Annotated in this window: 18 protein-coding genes; 6 read left to right on the forward strand and 12 right to left on the reverse strand. The window is 43.7% G+C overall.

Annotation, left to right across the window (positions count from 1 at the left end):
* From A5878_RS12945 to zapA, 6 genes are all read right to left on the reverse strand, one after another.
* The gene (locus A5878_RS12945) at nucleotides 1-681 is read right to left on the reverse strand and encodes a DUF2812 domain-containing protein (RefSeq protein ID WP_060792830.1); all 681 of its coding nucleotides are present in this window, start codon (nucleotides 679-681) and stop codon (nucleotides 1-3) included.
* Nucleotides 668-994, reverse strand: a complete 327-nt coding sequence (locus tag A5878_RS12950) for a PadR family transcriptional regulator (protein WP_015510192.1) — start codon at nucleotides 992-994, stop codon at nucleotides 668-670. Before A5878_RS12950 ends, A5878_RS12945 begins: the two co-directional genes overlap by 14 nt.
* 282 nt (nucleotides 995-1,276) lie before the next feature.
* Nucleotides 1,277-1,591 (reverse strand): thioredoxin, encoded by a 315-nt coding sequence (gene trxA, locus A5878_RS12955; RefSeq protein WP_005228645.1) that lies wholly within the window; start codon nucleotides 1,589-1,591, stop codon nucleotides 1,277-1,279.
* Nucleotides 1,592-1,687: 96 nt separating this feature from the next.
* The gene (locus tag A5878_RS12960; protein WP_060792829.1) at nucleotides 1,688-4,051 is read right to left on the reverse strand and encodes an endonuclease MutS2; all 2,364 of its coding nucleotides are present in this window, start codon (nucleotides 4,049-4,051) and stop codon (nucleotides 1,688-1,690) included.
* A gap of 78 nt (nucleotides 4,052-4,129) precedes the next feature.
* On the reverse strand, nucleotides 4,130-4,684 hold the full coding sequence (locus A5878_RS12965) for a CvpA family protein (RefSeq protein WP_005228642.1): 555 nt from the start codon (nucleotides 4,682-4,684) through the stop codon (nucleotides 4,130-4,132).
* Nucleotides 4,685-4,707: 23 nt separating this feature from the next.
* Nucleotides 4,708-5,148, reverse strand: coding sequence for a cell division protein ZapA (gene zapA, locus A5878_RS12970; RefSeq protein ID WP_005228634.1), 441 nt, complete (start codon nucleotides 5,146-5,148; stop codon nucleotides 4,708-4,710).
* Nucleotides 5,149-5,364: 216 nt separating this feature from the next.
* Here zapA and rnhC point away from each other — a divergent pair, with 216 nt between their 5' ends.
* Nucleotides 5,365-6,291 carry a ribonuclease HIII gene (gene rnhC / locus A5878_RS12975; protein WP_086295656.1) on the forward strand — a complete coding sequence of 309 codons (927 nt, stop codon included), beginning with the start codon at nucleotides 5,365-5,367 and terminating at the stop codon, nucleotides 6,289-6,291.
* 89 nt (nucleotides 6,292-6,380) lie between these two features.
* Here the strand turns inward: rnhC and A5878_RS12980 are convergent, their stop codons facing one another.
* A complete protein-coding gene (locus tag A5878_RS12980; RefSeq protein WP_086295657.1) occupies nucleotides 6,381-7,361 on the reverse strand; it encodes an ROK family protein in 981 nt (326 codons plus the stop codon).
* A gap of 171 nt (nucleotides 7,362-7,532) precedes the next feature.
* Between A5878_RS12980 and A5878_RS12985 the strand changes: the two genes are divergently transcribed.
* Genes A5878_RS12985 through A5878_RS12995 form a run of 3 tightly spaced genes read left to right on the forward strand, consistent with a single transcriptional unit; the run spans nucleotide 7,533 to nucleotide 9,436 of the window.
* On the forward strand, nucleotides 7,533-7,925 hold the full coding sequence (locus A5878_RS12985; RefSeq protein WP_086295658.1) for a VOC family protein: 393 nt from the start codon (nucleotides 7,533-7,535) through the stop codon (nucleotides 7,923-7,925).
* Nucleotides 7,926-7,938: 13 nt separating this feature from the next.
* Nucleotides 7,939-8,580 carry a sugar O-acetyltransferase gene (locus tag A5878_RS12990; protein ID WP_005234309.1) on the forward strand — a complete coding sequence of 214 codons (642 nt, stop codon included), beginning with the start codon at nucleotides 7,939-7,941 and terminating at the stop codon, nucleotides 8,578-8,580.
* A gap of 19 nt (nucleotides 8,581-8,599) precedes the next feature.
* Nucleotides 8,600-9,436 (forward strand): histidinol-phosphatase HisJ family protein, encoded by an 837-nt coding sequence (locus A5878_RS12995; RefSeq protein WP_086295659.1) that lies wholly within the window; start codon nucleotides 8,600-8,602, stop codon nucleotides 9,434-9,436.
* 119 nt (nucleotides 9,437-9,555) lie between these two features.
* Here A5878_RS12995 and A5878_RS13000 read toward each other — a convergent pair whose 3' ends face one another.
* From A5878_RS13000 to A5878_RS13015, 4 genes are all read right to left on the reverse strand, one after another.
* The gene (locus A5878_RS13000; protein WP_005228611.1) at nucleotides 9,556-11,280 is read right to left on the reverse strand and encodes an ABC transporter permease/substrate binding protein; all 1,725 of its coding nucleotides are present in this window, start codon (nucleotides 11,278-11,280) and stop codon (nucleotides 9,556-9,558) included.
* A complete protein-coding gene (locus tag A5878_RS13005) occupies nucleotides 11,273-12,487 on the reverse strand; it encodes a glycine betaine/L-proline ABC transporter ATP-binding protein (RefSeq protein WP_086295660.1) in 1,215 nt (404 codons plus the stop codon). Before A5878_RS13005 ends, A5878_RS13000 begins: the two co-directional genes overlap by 8 nt.
* Before the next feature lie 135 nt (nucleotides 12,488-12,622).
* On the reverse strand, nucleotides 12,623-13,276 hold the full coding sequence (locus tag A5878_RS13010; RefSeq protein ID WP_061053152.1) for a GntR family transcriptional regulator: 654 nt from the start codon (nucleotides 13,274-13,276) through the stop codon (nucleotides 12,623-12,625).
* Between the two features lie 54 nt (nucleotides 13,277-13,330).
* Entirely contained in the window at nucleotides 13,331-14,524 is a 1,194-nt protein-coding gene (locus tag A5878_RS13015; RefSeq protein ID WP_086295661.1) for an NAD(P)-dependent oxidoreductase, read from the reverse strand.
* Between the two features lie 94 nt (nucleotides 14,525-14,618).
* Here A5878_RS13015 and A5878_RS13020 point away from each other — a divergent pair, with 94 nt between their 5' ends.
* Complete coding sequence (locus A5878_RS13020; protein ID WP_015510201.1) at nucleotides 14,619-15,242, forward strand: DapH/DapD/GlmU-related protein; 624 nt, start codon at nucleotides 14,619-14,621, stop codon at nucleotides 15,240-15,242.
* Nucleotides 15,243-15,436: 194 nt separating this feature from the next.
* On the forward strand, nucleotides 15,437-16,975 hold the full coding sequence (locus A5878_RS13025) for an AMP-binding protein (RefSeq protein ID WP_086295662.1): 1,539 nt from the start codon (nucleotides 15,437-15,439) through the stop codon (nucleotides 16,973-16,975).
* Nucleotides 16,976-17,047: 72 nt separating this feature from the next.
* Here the strand turns inward: A5878_RS13025 and menC are convergent, their stop codons facing one another.
* Nucleotides 17,048-18,175 carry an o-succinylbenzoate synthase gene (menC, locus tag A5878_RS13030; protein WP_086295663.1) on the reverse strand — a complete coding sequence of 376 codons (1,128 nt, stop codon included), beginning with the start codon at nucleotides 18,173-18,175 and terminating at the stop codon, nucleotides 17,048-17,050.
* Nucleotides 18,176-18,188 lie beyond the last annotated feature (13 nt).

Raw genomic sequence — 18,188 nt, forward strand, 5'->3', positions numbered from 1 at the left:
CTAATAAAATATATCACTAAAGAAAAAGCCGATACCGGCGCCAATGATCGCTCCGACAAACATCAAGATGACGGTATCGCGGATCACTCGTTGACGCTTCGCCAGTTTCTCTGGTTCATTGTAATAACTTGCTCGATTTTTATATAAGAATTTCATCAGGATCGTGGTTAATCCTACCCCAATCGGGATAAACACCAGCCCCGTAATCAAACCTAGTCCAAAGGACCAAAATGGATTTGTGCGAATATTGAAATAACGGATTAGAAAATAAATTGCTGCTAATATCACTAAACTGATCACCGAAAGTAGAATCGATTTTTTCATTAAATACCGAGTTTCATTATCGATCCGTTCTTGATAGCTTTCTTGGTCACTGAAAATCGCAGGTGTGTCAGGAGACGCTTTAAAATAAAAATAGCGATCTTTATAGTTGCTGATATAAGTCCAGCCTCCTGCTTGATACATCGCTAAGTAATCAACGATCTCAGAGGGCTCTCCTTCGAAAAAGTCTACTGCATATTTGGTCGTTTCTGGGTCTCCTTTGATAAACTTCAAAAACCCTAACCGATTCATCTTCACAAAGTGCCACCCTGACGACGCTTGTTTTTGCAGACGAACCATTTCCTTTTCTGGGTAATAGGCTACACCAAGTGAAAGAAGGTATTTCTTATTGATGCCCATCTTGCTCTCCCCCTAACGCTTCGAAAACCTGTTCTCCGATTTGGTAAAATAATTTGCGCCGTTGAATATCTTTCTCCAGAACTTGTCTTCCTTCTGGTGTAATCTGATAGATTTTTTTTCGGTCAACGCTCTCCTCTAAATCGATCCACCCCTTTTTCGTCAGCTTCTTTAAAATCGTATACATCGTTGCGGGACCAATCTCAAACGTCCCTTGGCTTAGCTCATGGATCTGTTTCATGATGAGATACCCATGTTTCGGCTTTAAAAGCGCTAATAAAATCAAATAGGTTGAATCTGTCAATGCCTCATCCATTTGATTCCTCCGTCCCACTAGCTATATCACTTAATGATATATTATCGAATGATATAACCAGCGTCAATCTTTTTTTTCTGATCTGCTAACATTGCTGGAGAATGACTGCTTTCTTAATGTTCATTCTCACTTTTCTCGTTAGCAATTGAGTGAACCCCAACAGCAGTGCATGGAACAAAGAGTAGAAGTTAGAAACGTCAAAGGCATTCTTCAAAGACTTTGTCCCCAAAATAAAAAAAGCAATAGCCACTTTCGGCTATTGCTTCAAAAACGTTTCTTCTATTACATATGTTCCGCAACTAAAGCTTTCAATTGATCTTTTGTATGCACCCCAATTGCTTTATCAACGACTTGGCCGTCTTTTTTCAACAACAAAGTTGGAATAGACATGATCCCGAATGAAGCTGGTGTTTCAGGATTTTCATCCACATCCATTTTCACGATCTTCAATTCGTCTTCCTCATATTCATTCGCTAATTGTTCCAAGATCGGCGCTTGCATCCGACATGGACCACACCAAGTTGCCCAAAAATCAATAAGGACTAAGCCTTTATCGGTTTCTTCTGAAAAAGTTTTATCAGTAATTTCTTTTGCCATCGTACTTCCCCTCCATTTTTAAAACTAAAAAAAGTATACCACGTATCGGAAGTTTTTTAAAATCGTCTGCTTACAAAAGGTAAGGGTTCTTAAAGGTTAGTTAAACTTCACAATGGTCGCCCCATTGCCCCCTTGATTTGCTGGCGCAAATTCAAAACTTTTCACCGAGCGATGGTTTTTCAAATAATCGGTAATCCCTTGACGCAGCGCACCGGTTCCTTTTCCGTGGACGATCGTCACTTGCGGATAACCTGCCAAAATCGCCGCATCCAAATATTGATCCACTTCATTGAGGGCTTCTTCGTACCGCTTGCCTCGTAAATCCAACTGATTGACCACTGGACTGCTGTCAGCAGAACGAATCGTATTGACGATACGCTGTGTAGGCTCCTTCACTGGCGCTGCTGGTTGGAGATCTGTTTCTGGCAAATTCATTTTCAAAATACCGATTTGGACTTGCCATTGATTTTTGCCTGCTTTTTTCAACAAGACTCCTCGCTGCCCATAAGAAGTTACGAGCACTTCGTCTCCTTCTTTCAGCGTCTTGGCTGCCTTGGCTTTTTGCAGAACCTTGTTTTTTTGCAGATGTTCTTCTTGCTGTAGACCTGATAATTTGGTGCGCGCGTCGATCAGCTCGTGTTCTTTGACCTTCGTTTGACCGCCGGCTAACTGCATTTTACGAATATCGGCAATGATTTTTTCAGATTCTTCTTTGGCTTCTTCAACGATCTGATTGGCTTTTTGACGAGCTTTCGCCAATTCTTTTTCACGTTCTTCAAAGAAATAACTATAGGCTGCTTCTAGCTCTTGGTGCAAGCGGGCCGCTTCTTTTACATGATGACGGACTTCAAGATACTCGGTTTCCGTCATTTTTCTTCGATTTTCTAAATCAGCGATCATTTCATTCAGGTCTTGGCTTTCTCCATCCATGATCTCTTTGGCTTGATCAATGATCGTCTCTGGCAAGCCAAGTCTTTTCGAAATTTCAAACGCATTGCTTCGTCCTGGAACCCCGATCAACAAGCGATAGGTCGGACTTAAGGTATCAACATCAAATTCCATAGAGGCATTGATCGTATTGGATCGGTTATAGCCATAAACCTTCAATTCAGGATAATGGGTCGTCGCCATGACATAAGCCGACTTAGCCCCAAGTTCGTCCAAAATCGCAATCGCTAGTGCCGCCCCTTCTTGAGGATCGGTTCCTGCGCCTAATTCATCAAAGAGAACTAAGCTTGTCTCGTCGACTTTTTTCAACACTTCAACGATCGTTGTCATATGAGAAGAAAAAGTCGATAGACTTTGCTCAATGGATTGTTCATCCCCAATGTCCGCAAAAATCTCATTGAAGACACCCATTTGGCTTTCTTCTTCTGCCAAAATTGGTAAACCAGCTTGGCCCATGATCTGCAATAGCCCTAATGTTTTTAAGGTGATGGTTTTCCCACCGGTATTCGGCCCAGTAATGACAACGGCTTGATAGTCTTTTCCAATCGTAATATCGTTAGGAACGACTTTTTCTTGATCGATCAATGGATGACGTGCTTGCTTAAAAAAGACATGGTTGTCTTGATTGATCGCTGGTACGATTGCCTTCATCTCTTTTCCAAAACGAGCCTTGGCATTCATGAAATCCATGATCCCGATCACATACGCATTATGGAGAATCTCTCTTTGATATGGGGCTAACTCTGCTGACAATTCTGCTAGAATACGTGTAATTTCATCCCGTTCCGCAATTTGATGCTGGCGCAAACGGTTATTTTGTTCCACTACTTGTTTCGGTTCGATAAACAAGGTTTGACCAGAGGAACTTTGGTCGTGGACTACCCCGCCGAAAACACCTCGGTACTCTTGTTTGACTGGAATCACATAACGCTCATTTCGCATGGTTACGATCGTATCACTTAGATACTTTGCATTGCCACCTCGGACGATGCCATCCAATGTCTCGCGAATCGTCCGTTCTGCTCGTCGGATCGATTGGCGAATTCCACGTAGTGCTGGAGAGGCATCATCTGTGACTCGGCCATCCTCATCGATAGCTTCTTTCAAGCGTCGATTCAAGGTTGGCAAAGACACCAACTGCTCTTCCCAGTGATACAAGCGGGAAAATTCAATCTCGCTTTCAGACAAATCAGCAAAAAAGCGTTTCAATTCCTGCGTAGTTGATAAGACACGGGCAACTTGTGCCAACTCAATGCCATTTAAATCGGCGCCAATTTCGATCCGTTTCATTTGGGGACGAATATTCTCAATCTTTGGTACAGGGATTCCGCCTCTTAAACGTTGGATCTTGATCGCGTCTTCTGTTTCTGCTAGCCAAGAGGAAATGACTTGCGCATCACTTGATGGCGCAAGCTTTGCTAAGGCTTCTTTTCCTTGGGCTGTTACAATATACTGACCGATTTGACTCTTTACTTGTTCAAATCCTAAAACATCAAGGATCTTAGTATTCATTCTTTTCTCACCTGCTTTGTTTTAACTTTTTGTTCCTAAGAAAAAGGCAGAATGGCTCTGCAACCATCTGCCTGCTTTTTACCCAATCACATCTGTGATCCACAATCGATAGAAGTAATCTGAGAGAATCGGCGACCGATCAACGATGAAATTCGCAGTTCCGCTCGTTTCAAACAGATTTTGAATCGTGGCAAACGGGATCATTGAGAGAATCATGAAAAACATGTACAAATTGATATACATCAAGATAACATTCAAAACACCCGCAACTGCCCAGTCATAACCACCTAAAAAACGTAGGCGTTTGTAACGCAAACTGTCTGCAAAAATCACCACTAGTTTTGTGATCAGCCATCCAGCAAAGAGCACCATCACAAAAGCGATGGCTGCATAATAGGCTTTGTCTAAATCTAAAGCCAGTTCCATATCGTAGTATTTTAACTTTGAGTCCGCCGTTACTGACATATAAGGAACATAGAGCTCAATTTTCTTCGCAATTTCTTGGTAATTTGCTACTGCAAAGAAAAAAGAGATCAAATAGCCCAAAACTGAGACCAATTGTAAACTGGTTCCGCGCCGTGCGCCGCCGTAAAAGGCTGCCAACAACAAAACCAAGACAAATAATCCAATCATTTAGGTATCCTTTCTACGCCGCACTACCCATGGGCTGTCTTTTCTTGAATTTTTCGTTTCCTTTGTTCATTTAAGATCTGTTGTGCTTCCACATGATTATGGATCTCCACATCACTGCGACCTGTCTCATCGAGAACTTTCCGTGCTTCGGATTCAATCGCTTCGATCCGCTTAATGCGATTCTCAAGCTCCGTTGCTTTAATGGCTTGTCCTCGCAGCTCGTCCACCTTTTTTTGTAGGACCAAAAGCTGTTCTTGTTTTTTCAGCTGGTCGGAAACAGCGTTGATCGCTAATAAGATCGACGCTTGTTCTTGATCGGTTTGTGGCGATAATTGCATGATCTCAAGCAGTTGGTCATTGACCAATCTTGTCACCATATCCATGTGTTCTTTGCTTTCGCGTCCAATAATCGTGTAACTTTGATTCGCGATAACTGCTTTATAACGTTTCTTTTGCTCCGTCATAGGAATATTTCCTCCCATTGCTTACATTCTGCTCTATTCTATCACTTATTGAACATGTGTCGCAAACTCTTAACTATTATACGTGATTTTCTTATGAATTTCCATGCCAATCGTTTGTTTGCTGATCGTCTTAGTAAAAAAGAATAAGAAGTATGGTAAAATCTTAAAGTATCCTTTTGTCTACCTAAAAAAAGACAAAAAATCAGGAGGAATCAAATGAGTACGATCGTTATCAAAGTACCAACTTCAACTATCCAAAAGATGCAGCAATTTTACCAACGAGATTTGCTAGCTAAGAAAGTTCCTTATACAGTGTTTGTCGCCAAAAAAGGGCCAACGACGATCACTGCTTATACGTCAGGAAAAGTCATGTTCCAAGGAGCGACTGCTGAAAAAGAAGCTTCCTTATGGGGCGATACGGCAAGTGCTGTACCAGATAAGAAAAAAGCGACTGTTTCATCCACTGCGTTGCCAGCAGGATTTAGAGAAAAAAGCGTCGTCGGCAGTGACGAGGTCGGTAATGGCAGTTATTTCGGTCCTTTGGTGGTCTGTGCCGTCTATGCAAAAAAAGAGCAATTACCACAGCTGAAAGCTTTAGGAGTCAAGGACTCAAAAATGCTGACAGATCCAGAGATCCGTAAGATGGCGCCGAAAATCAAAGAATTGGTTCCTTACCAATTGCTCACCGTCACGCCCAGCAAATACAACGAGATCCAACCAAAATACAACACAGTCCGAATGAAAGTTGCTTTGCATAATCAAGCCATTCGTTTGCTTTTGCAAAAGATTACTCCTGAGACACCAGATGCCATTTTGATCGATCAGTTCACGAGCGAAAAAAATTATCGCACCTATTTAAAGTCGGAACAAGGAGCGGTCACTGAAAAGCTCTATTTTGCGACGAAAGGTGAACAATATCATTTAGCAGTAGCGGCAGCCTCTATTTTATGTCGTACAGTCTTTTTGGATGAATTAGATGCAGCCTCTAAAGAAGTCGGTTTGCGCTTGCCTTCTGGCGCCCACGCAGCTGCTGATCAAGTTGCAGCAAAATTACTGCAGCAAGGTGGCATAGCACTATTAGGCCAATATGCCAAACTGCATTTTGCGAATACCGAAAAAGCACAGAAACTCGCCAAGCTGTGAGTTCTCGTATTTTCAAAAAAACTGCCGCTACTTATGAATAAAGGAAGCAGCGGCAGTTTTTCTCCTCAGTACCAGTTGAATGCTGGGAATCAAAGCCCTAAGCCAGCTGCTTCGATTCCCATCGTGATCAACCCATCCAAATAATTTTCTGAAAACCGATCGGAAAAGTGTAATTTTGGCAAGACGCCATATTGAAACACTGCTGCCAGCTGCTTTTCCAAAAAGGAGCGCGACACGAGCGCCTGCCATTCAGAGGGCAAAAACAAAATGACTTGATGCGGGTCCGTCACTGCCACGATCGCTTGAAGAGTGGCAGTCACTTGTTCTGGGATCGCCTCTGTTGCCAAAGGGTAAGAAGCCGTGTAGAGATGCGGCAAATGCTTGATTTCGCCACTTAAATGGTTGGCTCCTTTAAAGAGCTGTTGGTCGATGACCAGTCCCGCACCTGGCGGATAATTTTTCGGAAAATAAATGCCAGCCACGATTTTTTTCTCTTCTTTGAAATGAAATACCGCAGCATTCACGTCATTCTCAATAAGCGTTTTTACAGCGATCTCCTTTTCAATCAATTCCCCTAGCGCCATGTCCTTAAATGCTGGAGCATCCATGATCTTCAGTCTTCCAGCAATTTCCACACCAGGAATTCCCACGACTGCCAAGCTGATTTTCGGGTATTCCTGTTTTATCTGACGAATCACTTGCAAGAACTGCGGCAATCGGCCCTCTGCTGACTGCTCATGATGCAAAATGTTCCCGACGAGATCGACGACTGAAAAACGAATCACGATCTGCTGGTCTTCTTCGATAAACTGAATGATCAACAACAGTGTCCGTTGCGCATTGTACTGGTAAGCCGCAGCTTGACGTCCTCCCGTTCGTTGCGGTTGATCCGTCGTCAAAAGCAACTGCTTTTCAATCAATTCAGGAAGCAGCTTGTTGATTGTTACCACGCTTAATTGAGAGGCATCTGCCAGTTGGCGCTTGGTCACAGGCGCTTGCTGCTGTTTTAGCAAATCCAGCAATACTGCCTGATTATGTAATTTAATGGTCGTTGGCTGATAAGCTTTCATTTTTCTCCCCCTCAACGCTCCTATTTTAACAGATAAAAAGCTGGGAATACACCTTTATTAATTTTGTTAACAAAGGTATAAATAGAAGCAACTTATTAAACAAAGTTTACTAAGTTCAAAAAGGAACGAAGAAAGAACGACGCATGTTGCTTATTAAAGGAGTTGTCAATAATGAAAATTGAACACATCGCACTATATGTCAATGATTTAGAAAAAATGAGAACATTTTATGAAACCTACTTTCAGGCGGTCAGCAACCAAAAATATCATAATCCGAAAACAGGCTTTCAGTCCTATTTTTTGACCTTTGATTCTGGAAGTCGGTTAGAATTAACGACCAAGAAATTTTTAAGTCCTCGTGTCAGTGAGAGCTTAGGCTACACTCACCTTGCGATTGAAGTAGGTGATCAAGCTGACGTTGATCGATACGCTCAACGGTTTGTTGAAGATGGCTACCCTCTTTTAAATGGTCCTCGTATGACAGGCGATGGCTATTATGAAGCAGTTGTCCAAGACCCCGAAGGCAATTTGATTGAATTAACCACCGACGATTTACCGTCTTAGAAAGGATTTTGCAATGAAAGAAGATTTTGATTATCAAGCGATGTTGGCTGGTCAACTGTATCAAGCTGCCGGTATTCTCCCTGAGAATGGCTCAGTGGAGGGGAAAAAACGTGCCCAGGAAATCAACCTTTTACCAGTCGATGACCGAGAAGGAATCATCGCCAAAGAAAAAGCACTCTTTGGCAAATTTGGGCAGCATTGCTTTGTCCAACCACCCCTTTTTGTCGACTATGGTCGCCATGTTGAGATTGGTGATCACTTTTATGCCAATATGGATTGCATTTTTTTAGATGTCAATAAGATTCTGATTGGTGATCATGTGATGGTGGGACCACGGGTCAGCTTCTATACAGCCGGCCATCCGATCGATTCTGTGATCCGCAGTCAAGATTTGGAATTTGGCCTACCGATCACCGTCGAAGATTACGTTTGGATCGGAGGCAATAGTACGATTTTACCAGGTGTCACGATCGGCAAACATGCCATCGTCGCTGCTGGTTCCGTCGTCACAAAAGATGTGCCGCCGAATACGATCGTCGGCGGCAATCCAGCCCGTCTGATCCGTGAGATTCAGCCGACTGACAAAGAGCATTGGGAAACGGCCGCCCAGCTTTATTATCAAAAACGAGCAGACTGGCAGAAGCAGCAAAAATAACGAAACAAAAGGAGACGCCATGATTTTTACAGACTATCACGTTCATAGTGATTACAGCGATGATTCTTGGTATTTGATGGAAGATGTAGTCAAAGACGCCATTAACCTAGGCTTAGCAGAAATCTGCTTTACCGATCATGTGGATTATGGGATCAAAGAAGACTGGCAAGCGACGAATGCGTACCTCGTCGGAGCCAATAAAGTCGTAAAAAATGTCTACTACGACTTGTATTTTACCGAACTGGCACGCTTAAAGGAAACATACAGTGACCAAATCAAGCTAAAAACTGGGCTGGAATTTGGGATGCAAATGCACACGATCCCACAATTTACCCGTCTTTATCATTCGCATCCCTTTGACTTCATTTTACTTTCCGTTCATCAGGTAGACGATCAAGAATTTTGGACTGGAGAATTTCAAAAAGGACGCAGCCAACAGGAATGCTACGAGCGCTATTATGATGAAATGTATCAGCTGGTCACGACATATAAAGAGTATTCCGTCTTAGCTCATATGGATTTGATTCGTCGTTATTTAGATAAAGAGAAGGATGCCTTTGAACAAACGAAAGAACAAATCGCAGAGATCTTGAAAGTCGTGATCAAAGAGGGCAAAGGCATTGAACTGAATACCTCTTCCCACCGTTACGGAATCAATGGGTATACGCCATCGATCGAGATCCTCAAGCTTTATCGTGACTTGGGGGGAAGCGTGATAACCATCGGCAGCGACAGTCATAAACCAGAGCAGCTCGGGTTTCAAATCAAAGAGGGACAAGATCTTTTACGATCATTAGGATTTACTGAACTCTGTACGTTTGAACAGATGCAGCCGATTTTTCATCGTTTTGCTTAACCTGCACAAAAGCTCCGTCTTTTGCAAAAATCATCCCCTCGTCTTTCGTTATGAACCTAAGTATTTTAAACAACAAAAAGAACGACCGCTTTAATCTGCGGTCGTTCTTTTTTTAGACATTAGTTCGTCCATGCAGCAACTTCTTCTGGGTGATTGGCTACCCAATCTTTGGCTGCATCTTCGGCTGACGTTCCGTCATTGATTGCTAACATGACTTCTTCCATGTCTTCTTGTGTCCAGTTGAAACGATCAAGTACTTCGTAGACTTCTGGCATGTCATCTGCTAATCCTTGGCGTACAACAGTGTTGATGCTTTCTGCTTCACCCATTGTTCCTTCTGGATCATCCAGATATTTCAGATCATATTTCGCAAACATCCAATGTGGAGACCAGCCAGTAATAACGATCTCATCTTGGTTCTTGATGGCTTGGCCTAATGCCACTGTCATTGCTCCTGAAGAAGAGGTAGCGACATTCCAATCGGAAAGGTTGTCATACGTTGCAACCGTATTTTCCGCTGCATTTACGACACCAGCGCCTGGTTCGATACCAGTGATGGTTTTTCCAGCTTCGTCAGAAAGGTCGGCGATGGAATCTACATCCATATAGCTTGGGACAACGATCCCCAGTTTTGCCCCCTCTAAGTTAGGACCTAAGTTTTCAACTTGGTCTTGGTACTGTTCATACTGGGATTGATGGGTAGATGGCAGCCAAGCAGCAACCATCCCGTCAACTTCCCCTTTTGCCACCGATTCCCACATGATGGCATTATCCAAAGGCGTCGTATTGACTTCGTAGCCCATTTGCGACAAAACTTCTGCCACCACATGGGTAGATGCAACTTCCGTATCCCATTCGACATACGCCAAGTTCACCGTGCCTTTGCTGTCAGAAACATTTCCAAAGGCAAACGATGCTCCAATCAAAGCAACGACTGCCGCTGCAGCAATCCCGCCAAAAAGACGTTTTTGTTTGCGACTTGTCTTGCTCGCTGCTTTTTGATGTGCCGAACGATTCAAATTCTGGGTAAAGCGATCCATGATGATCGCCAAAATAACTAAGGATACCCCACTGACAAATCCGTTACCGACTTGTGCTCGTTGTAGGGCGGACAAGACGCCGCGCCCTAACCCAGGAGCACCGATCATTGACGCGATCACGACCATTGATAATGCCAGCATCGTGGTTTGGTTGACCCCAGCCAAAATAGTACTTTTGGCTAGTGGCAATTCTAATTTGATCAGTTTTTGCCAGCCAGTCCCACCGAAGGAATCAGAGGCTTCTACCAATTCACGAGAAATTTGGCGAATCCCTAAGTTCGTCATCCGAACGGTTGGTGGTAGAGCAAAGATCACTGAGGCAAAGACCCCAGGAACCATTCCGATCCCAAAGAAAGCAACCGCAGGAATCAAATAAACGAAACCAGGCATCGTTTGCATAAAGTCTAAGATCGGCGTCACGATACTTTGCGCTTTTTCGCTTTTCGCCATTAAGATTCCTAGTGGAATCCCAATGATGATCGAAACCAAACTCGACAATAAGACCAACGTGACGGTGTTCATCAAGTCTGTCCATAACCCTTGGTTATAGATGAACAGCAACCCGACAAAAGTAAAAGCTGGCAAGCCAAATTTTTTGCGTGAAACGAAAAAGGCAGCAGCCGTCAATAAGACGATCATTAATAACGGTGGTACAAACAGTAATACATTTGTAATAGCGTCCATGATAAATTGTCCGAAAGACTGTAAGGCTGAAAACAATCCACTGAAAGTTCCTGTTAGCCAATCAGTAAAGTTTTCGACCCAATCAGCCACCGGAATCGTATGTTGTAAGAAATTATCCATTTGTCACTACCCCTTCCTCTGCTTGAGCGGCTGAATCAGTCTCAGCCAATGCTTCAATCACACTTCCGCGGATCACGACTCCGATCAAACGATCGTTTTCTACCACAGCTAAAGGTGTAGGCGAATCATAGATCAAATTGAAGATATCCGTTACCAGCATATCTTTATCGATCTTTTTAACATTTTTATCAATAACTTCCTTCAAGGTCAGATTGTTTTTCCGTGCCTCACGAGCAGACTCGGCTGTCAGGCTTCCTTTTAGGTGACGACGTTTGTCGACGGCTAACAGCATGCTGACTTCTTCTTTCCGCATCCGGTTCAATGCTACGCTTGGTCCATCGATCTCGATGTTCGTCGTCAATGCTGGGACCATGATGTTTTGCGCAGTCAAGACTTTGGAACGATCGACATCTTCCACGAAATCACGCACGTATTGGTTGGCAGGATTCGTCAAAATATCTTCTCCTGTACCGATCTGCATGATCTGACCATCTTTCATTAAAGCGATCCGGTCACCGATCCGCAAGGCCTCGTTCAAATCATGGGTGATAAAGATAATCGTTTTTTGAACATTGGCTTGCAATTCTAAAAGTTCATCTTGCATTTCACGGCGAATCAGCGGATCTAATGCTGAAAAGGCCTCATCCATCAAGAGGATCTCTGGATCATTGGCTAACGCACGGGCAAGTCCCACACGCTGTTGCATCCCTCCAGACAGCTGGTCAGGGTATTGGTCTTTAAAAGAAAGCAATCCTGAGTTTTCTAACGCTTTTTCCGCTTTCGCTGTTCGTTCTTCTTTCGAGACCCCACGGACTTCTAGTCCGTATTCTGTGTTCTCTAAAATTGTCCGATGAGGGAAAAGGCCAAAGCTTTGGAAAACCATGTTGATTTTGTGACGGCGAACTTCTCGTAGTTCCTCTTTACTCATTTTGGCAACATCCACGCCATCTATGTAAATATCTCCGCCAGACGGCTCGATCAATCGATTCAATAGTCGAATCAATGTTGACTTCCCGCTTCCAGAAAGGCCCATGATGACGAAAATCTCGCCTTCGTTGACTTCAAAGTTCACATCATAGACCCCGACGGTGGCAGCCGTTTTTTCTAAAATCTCGTTTTTGCTGCGTTGTTCTTTGACCATGGCAAGAGCTTGCTGCTTTTTCTTACCGAAGATTTTGGTTAAGTGTTCCACTTTAACTTTACTCAAATGATTAATACTCCTTTTTCTGAAAAATTTCACGAAAGTGACCATACTATCTTAACAAGATGTGGTCACTTTGTCAAAAAAAATTTCCCAATGCTTTTTCTTTTGCAAAAAAAGCATGGGAATCAGGAAAAAGAATTACGCTGAATGGTCCGTTGGATAGAAGAAATTGGTCATGCGCTGCAACGCCAGTTCATTTCCGACAAAATAAATCGTATTGCCTGCACTGAATTTCGCATAAGGTCCTGGTGACAACAACAATTCTTCGGTTGTTTGGATTGCGATAATCGTCGCCCCTGTGGCTTGCCAAATATTCAATTCATTGATACTTTTTTCCAAATGCTGCGCTTGTTCCGTCAACTGAAGTTCAAAGGGCACAAACGGACTCATATGGTGTACCTTTTTGGTCTGCTGCACTAACATGTTCAACAAGTCAGAAAAATTATCCAGCTCTTGCTGCTGCCGCTCCACACTGTCTAAAATGTCTTGTCTGATTTCTTGGATCGACTGCACATCTTGGTATTGTTCCACAAAGGCCTGTGCTTTTTCCTTTGAAGCAATATAGGCGCCGCTGCCATGACGGACGTCCATGATTTCTAAATCAACTAATACATTGATCGCTTTGCGGGCTGTTTCAGGAGAGACATTGAAATTGCTGGCTAATGTTGAGCGTGCATGGATCTTTTGCCCAACTTGGTAGCGATTTTCAACGATTCGTTCCGCGATCGCTACGGCAATCTGCTGATAACGAGGCAAAGCGACCTTCTTTTTATCTTGAAACTTATTCGTCATGATGAACTTCCTTTACTTTTTTTTCATCATAACAAGAAACATTGTTGGTGGCAACTATTCACTGGTTCGCGAATTTTTGATCAAGCGGGCACGAATGATCGCTGTTTCTTGCTGTATCTGCTGCTGTAGATCTTGCAGCAGTGTTTCATTTGTCTCATCAAGATCAATCAAAGTATAGGCAACTCCGGCTTTTCTCTCACTCGCCAAATTATCGATATCCACGCCTGCTTCAGAAATGATCCGCAATAATGGGGCAAAAGCACCAGGCTTGTCGTGATAAAACAGCGCTAAGCGATACGGTGCCAAAAAAGGCAACTCTGCATGGGGGAAATTGACCGATTCTTGAATCGTCCCAGCGCGTAAATAGGCATGCATGCGATCAAAAACTACGTGATCCCCCTTTTCCAAGGCATTGGTAGTACTGCCGCCGATATGCGGATAACACAACACTTTCGGTTGTCCGATCAAGCCCGCACTAGGAAAATCAGTGATGTATTGTTTGAGCTGATTTTTGGCTAATGCTTCTAAGACGGCTGCTTCTTCCACGATTTCCCCGCGACCAAAATTCATCAACACTGCATTTTTTTTCATCTGCTGAATCGTTTGTCGATTCAGCATGCCTTTGGTCTCTTGACTTAAAGGGAGCAAGACCACCACAAAATCTGATTCGGTCAACAGCATTTGCAGGTCACTGACTTGCTCGTAATCGTGTGCTGCTTTCTTCGTTCGGGCATAGCCCAAAACCTCCATCCCTAGCTGATGACAGGCTTTTGCCACCCGTTCACCGATCTCTCCTAACCCTAAAATACCGATGGTTTTTCCAGCTAATTCTTCGCCAATCACTTCTTTTCGCCGTTCTTCAGCTACCTTCAACACCTCTTCTGCTTCAATTTGACCGGACGCTAGTTCTTCTTGTAAATCGGCTACCGTCTGGATCGCTTTGAATAAGGGGCGAACGCTGAGAAATAAATTGGATAGCACCAACTCTTTGACTGCATTGGCATTGACACCAGGACTATTGAAAACTACTGTGCCATTTTGAGTACACCGTGCCAAATCGATCGTATTGGTGCCTGTTCCTGAGCGAGCGATCACAGCTAATTCTGGTGTGATCCATTCGTTAGGAACCGTTGAACTGCGCACAAACAGCGCCTCTGGGGCCGCTTGATTTTTTAACGAGTATCCTTTTTTGATTGCTCGCTTAGCTATCGTTTCGGTCATCTTATCTAACTGATAAATCGTCTCCATAAAGCAGACCTCCTTTTGTCTTTAGTGCGTATTAGTCAAATAGTACAAAAAAGTGCGGTAAAATGATAGCAATACGCAAGAGAGGATGATTTCTATGCACCTGTCGATCACAAATTTTCCAGATGAACAGCCGATCGTTGGCAAAGACTCGCAGCTTCAAGACACAACTTTAGGAGACTATGTCGAAATTGGCGAAGCCAATCACATTGATCATTCTTCCATCGGCAATTATACCTATACGGGGCAATATTGCTTTATTCAGAACAGCCAATTAGGACGTTTTATCAGTATCGCAGCGATGGTCCGCATCGGCCCTACCAATCATCCCTATGAACGCCCTAGTCAGCATCTTTTTGCCTATAATGGCGAAGGCTATGGATTTGCGCCAAAGGACGAGTCCTTCTTAGAAAAACGCAAAGCAAAAACGACCGTCATTGGCAATGATGTCTGGATCGGCCACGGTGCCGTGATCCAATCTGGTTTGACCGTCGGTGATGGTGCCGTGATCGCCTCAAACGCAGTCGTAACCAAAGATGTGCCGCCTTATGCGATCGTCGGCGGGGTTCCAGCAAAAGTGATCAAATACCGCTTTGATCCAGAAACGATCACTGCTTTGCAAGAAATCGCTTGGTGGAATTGGAATCGTGCAGAATTAAAAGCACGCTATTTAGACTTTCGCCTCCCAATCGAAGATTTTGTAGCAAAATACACCCGTTGATTATGCACTTTTTCCGCTTAGTACGAGGAATGAATGATAACACATCACAGTCATTCATTCTTCGAAAGTCTTTGCCCGGATGATTTTTTAGAAATAAATAAAAAACACAAAATATCTATTGTATCGAGGAATTCCTGTGCTAAAATGGAGAAATCAAATGAAGTTTTTCACGAACTTTTAAAGGAGTGTTCTATTTGTCCATTTTAGACTATCGTCCATTGAATCTATACACCAATTATCGCGAAGCTGCTGAGACGTTTCCTGACACCCCCATCATCCATGATGAAGTGTTGCCAGCATTTCCTGAGCTTGGCTATCGTAGTACCTACCGTTCGAGCCATGAAATGATTTTAAAGCGTGCTTATCAACTTGCCTCACTTGGCGTGCAAGCAGGAGATAAAATCATTCTGTATAAATCTTCAAAATTCGATACGTATTTGTTAGTAACGGCTGCTTCTTACCTTGGCGCAGTGCCTGCTATGATCTCTTACCATTTCCCTGCTGAAACCATCGAAGTGTTTGTGGATCGCTTAGAAGATCCATTCATCTTATTTGATGAAGAAACCGAAGGCCGCGTCGCACAAGTGAAAAATAGCAGTACTGATAAACAGATTTCTGTTCGTCATCTGCTGCAACAACCAGCGGAACCCGTGGCACAAACTGAGTTACCGGCGGATCAAATTTCCTATATGACCCACACTTCTGGAACAACGGGTATTCCAAAATTGATTTGTCATTCGGCAAACTCCATGGGCTGGCGGACAAAATGGCAAAAAACGATCTTCACCAAGATTGATCGCACCAAGGCAGACTCTGATTTAATTGCGTTCCATATTTCACCGGTGCACTCCCGCTTCAATATCGGCATCTCATCCTTGATGGCGATGGGCTTTCCGATGATGCCATTAGCCAATGCCAACGGCGCTCATGTCGTAAGCATGTTAAAAGAATATCCACCAATCGCTTTGGAAACTCATCCAAACAATTTTGTCCAATGGAGCTTCGTGGCAAAAGAACAACCAGATGCTTTCGCCAATATTCGTTACTATCACTCAACCTTTGATGCCATCAACAATCAAACAATGGCCACTTTTTTAAATACTTCAGCAACAAAAGAAGCAATCTTTTTGCAAGTCTATGGTCAAAGTGAATGCGGGCCAATGATCCTAAAAGCACATACCTTAGAAAGCATCGCTACCAACGATGCCCGTGATATGGGTGTTGGTCTAGAGGACTTAACGAGAGCACGGATCGCCGATGCAGAGGGCAACGAGCTGCCAGCCAATACCGATGGGCACATCCATTTCCTTTCAAAAGGACGCGCGTTGACCTATTATAAAGAAGATCAGCGTTTTGCTGACAATGTCTATGGCGCTTGGTGGGACAGTGGTGACTACGGCATGATGGATGATCAGGGACATCTTTACTTAAAAGACCGTCAAGTGGACTTGATCAAAAATATTGAAAGCAATCTTGCTTTGGAAGACCTTTTGCTGGATCATTTAGACTTCCTTGCCGAAGTTGTGATCGTTCGCGACAAAGAAAACTCACCACAACCAATCATTGCTTTAGCGCCAAATCGTGAAATGGATTGGGATGCTTGGTGGAAAATGGTGGAAGATCTCCCTCACCTCAATCAGCCAATTTTACGCGACTACGAAGATATCCCACGAACAGCAACCATGAAAGTCCAACGACTACAAATTGAAAAAGAATTCAAAAACGCAGAATAAAACAAAAGAAACGGCCAGCAGATTTCCCTGTTGGCCGTTTCTTTTGCTTTCGCTGTTTTTCTTTGGCTGCTGTTATTCTTTCGCTGATCGTTTTCTTGAGTAGATACGTTCTTTAGGTTGCCCATATTGACTTAGCTTTGTTTCAGCTAACGTGATACCAAAGCCCTCTCCATCAGGTACCAGCAGCTTTCCTTTATGCAAAGTTGCAGGCTGTGTAATGACATCATCATAAAAGTAACGGTCAGAAGCGGAAAGGTCCCCGGGAAAATGGAAAATATCTTGACTCGCAAATTGCAAATTCATGGCTCGTCCCACACCAGACTCAAACATGCCGCCTAACCAAACGAGTAGTCCATGGGTTTGACATCGATCAAGGATTCGCAAGGCTTCGGTGATCCCACCGACACGGGGGATTTTCAGGTTGATCGCACGGCAGCTGTCCAGGGCTGCGACGGTATCGACGTCTTCTGCCGTTCGAATATCTTCATCCAAACATAGAGGCGTCTTCATCTGCCGCTGTAGCTGACTGTGCCCCACCAGATCTCGTACCTTAAGTGGTTGCTCGATCATCACCAAGCCTAAGTCATCAAGTGCCAAAATGCGTTCTGGCTCACTCTGATAGGCTCCGTTTGCATCTGCCATCAAAAGCAATTCTGGAAAGGCTTGTCGAATCGCTCGCAAGGGTACCAGATCTTGCCCAGGCTTGATTTTTAATTTGATTCGTTGATACCCTTGGGCGACATAATCGGCAACAAGAGCCACTAGTTTTTCGACAGAGTCTTGTATGCCAAGACTAACGCCAACAGCGACACTCGGTCGGGTTGCGGTATAAAGCTCTTTCACACTTTGATGCGTTTGCTTGCCATATAGATCCCAAATCGCTGTTTCCAAAGCCGATTTTGCCATGTAGTTTCCTTGGACCGTTTGAAACAGCTGCCAAACTTCTTGCGGATGCTCGATCTCTTGGTCAATCAATAATGGGATCAGTGCTGTTTCAATCACTTGTCGAGCAGAAAAGAGGGTTTCTTCAATGTAATCTGGCTGCTCAAAAGCGACCAATTCACCGATGCCCATCGTTTTATCCTCTGTCGTCACCAAATAAAGATCAAAAGCTTTTTCTGTTAATTGTCCATAACTTGTCACAAAGGGTTGTTTGAGGGGCAAGCGACAGGCGATGCGTTCAATTTTTTCAATCTTCATTGCGTTCTCTCCT

The sequence above is a fragment of the Enterococcus sp. 3G6_DIV0642 genome, assembly GCF_002140635.1.
In the GTDB taxonomy this organism is placed as follows: Bacteria; Bacillota; Bacilli; order Lactobacillales; family Enterococcaceae; genus Enterococcus_D; species Enterococcus_D casseliflavus.

What these genes read in the sequence shown, in the direction of transcription:
- A5878_RS13000 (WP_005228611.1), bottom strand. Translation starts at nt 11,280, where the DNA reads ATGGATAATTTCTTACAACATACGATTCCGGTGGCTGATTGGGTCGAA.
- A5878_RS12960 (WP_060792829.1), bottom strand. Translation starts at nt 4,051, where the DNA reads ATGAATACTAAGATCCTTGATGTTTTAGGATTTGAACAAGTAAAGAGT.
- A5878_RS12985 (WP_086295658.1), top strand. Translation starts at nt 7,533, where the DNA reads ATGAAAATTGAACACATCGCACTATATGTCAATGATTTAGAAAAAATG.
- A5878_RS12990 (WP_005234309.1), top strand. Translation starts at nt 7,939, where the DNA reads ATGAAAGAAGATTTTGATTATCAAGCGATGTTGGCTGGTCAACTGTAT.
- trxA (WP_005228645.1), bottom strand. Translation starts at nt 1,591, where the DNA reads ATGGCAAAAGAAATTACTGATAAAACTTTTTCAGAAGAAACCGATAAA.
- zapA (WP_005228634.1), bottom strand. Translation starts at nt 5,148, where the DNA reads ATGACGGAGCAAAAGAAACGTTATAAAGCAGTTATCGCGAATCAAAGT.
- A5878_RS12945 (WP_060792830.1), bottom strand. Translation starts at nt 681, where the DNA reads ATGGGCATCAATAAGAAATACCTTCTTTCACTTGGTGTAGCCTATTAC.
- menC (WP_086295663.1), bottom strand. Translation starts at nt 18,175, where the DNA reads ATGAAGATTGAAAAAATTGAACGCATCGCCTGTCGCTTGCCCCTCAAA.
- A5878_RS12950 (WP_015510192.1), bottom strand. Translation starts at nt 994, where the DNA reads ATGGATGAGGCATTGACAGATTCAACCTATTTGATTTTATTAGCGCTT.
- rnhC (WP_086295656.1), top strand. Translation starts at nt 5,365, where the DNA reads ATGAGTACGATCGTTATCAAAGTACCAACTTCAACTATCCAAAAGATG.
- A5878_RS12980 (WP_086295657.1), bottom strand. Translation starts at nt 7,361, where the DNA reads ATGAAAGCTTATCAGCCAACGACCATTAAATTACATAATCAGGCAGTA.
- A5878_RS13010 (WP_061053152.1), bottom strand. Translation starts at nt 13,276, where the DNA reads ATGACGAATAAGTTTCAAGATAAAAAGAAGGTCGCTTTGCCTCGTTAT.
- A5878_RS12965 (WP_005228642.1), bottom strand. Translation starts at nt 4,684, where the DNA reads ATGATTGGATTATTTGTCTTGGTTTTGTTGTTGGCAGCCTTTTACGGC.
- A5878_RS13020 (WP_015510201.1), top strand. Translation starts at nt 14,619, where the DNA reads ATGCACCTGTCGATCACAAATTTTCCAGATGAACAGCCGATCGTTGGC.
- A5878_RS13015 (WP_086295661.1), bottom strand. Translation starts at nt 14,524, where the DNA reads ATGGAGACGATTTATCAGTTAGATAAGATGACCGAAACGATAGCTAAG.
- A5878_RS12995 (WP_086295659.1), top strand. Translation starts at nt 8,600, where the DNA reads ATGATTTTTACAGACTATCACGTTCATAGTGATTACAGCGATGATTCT.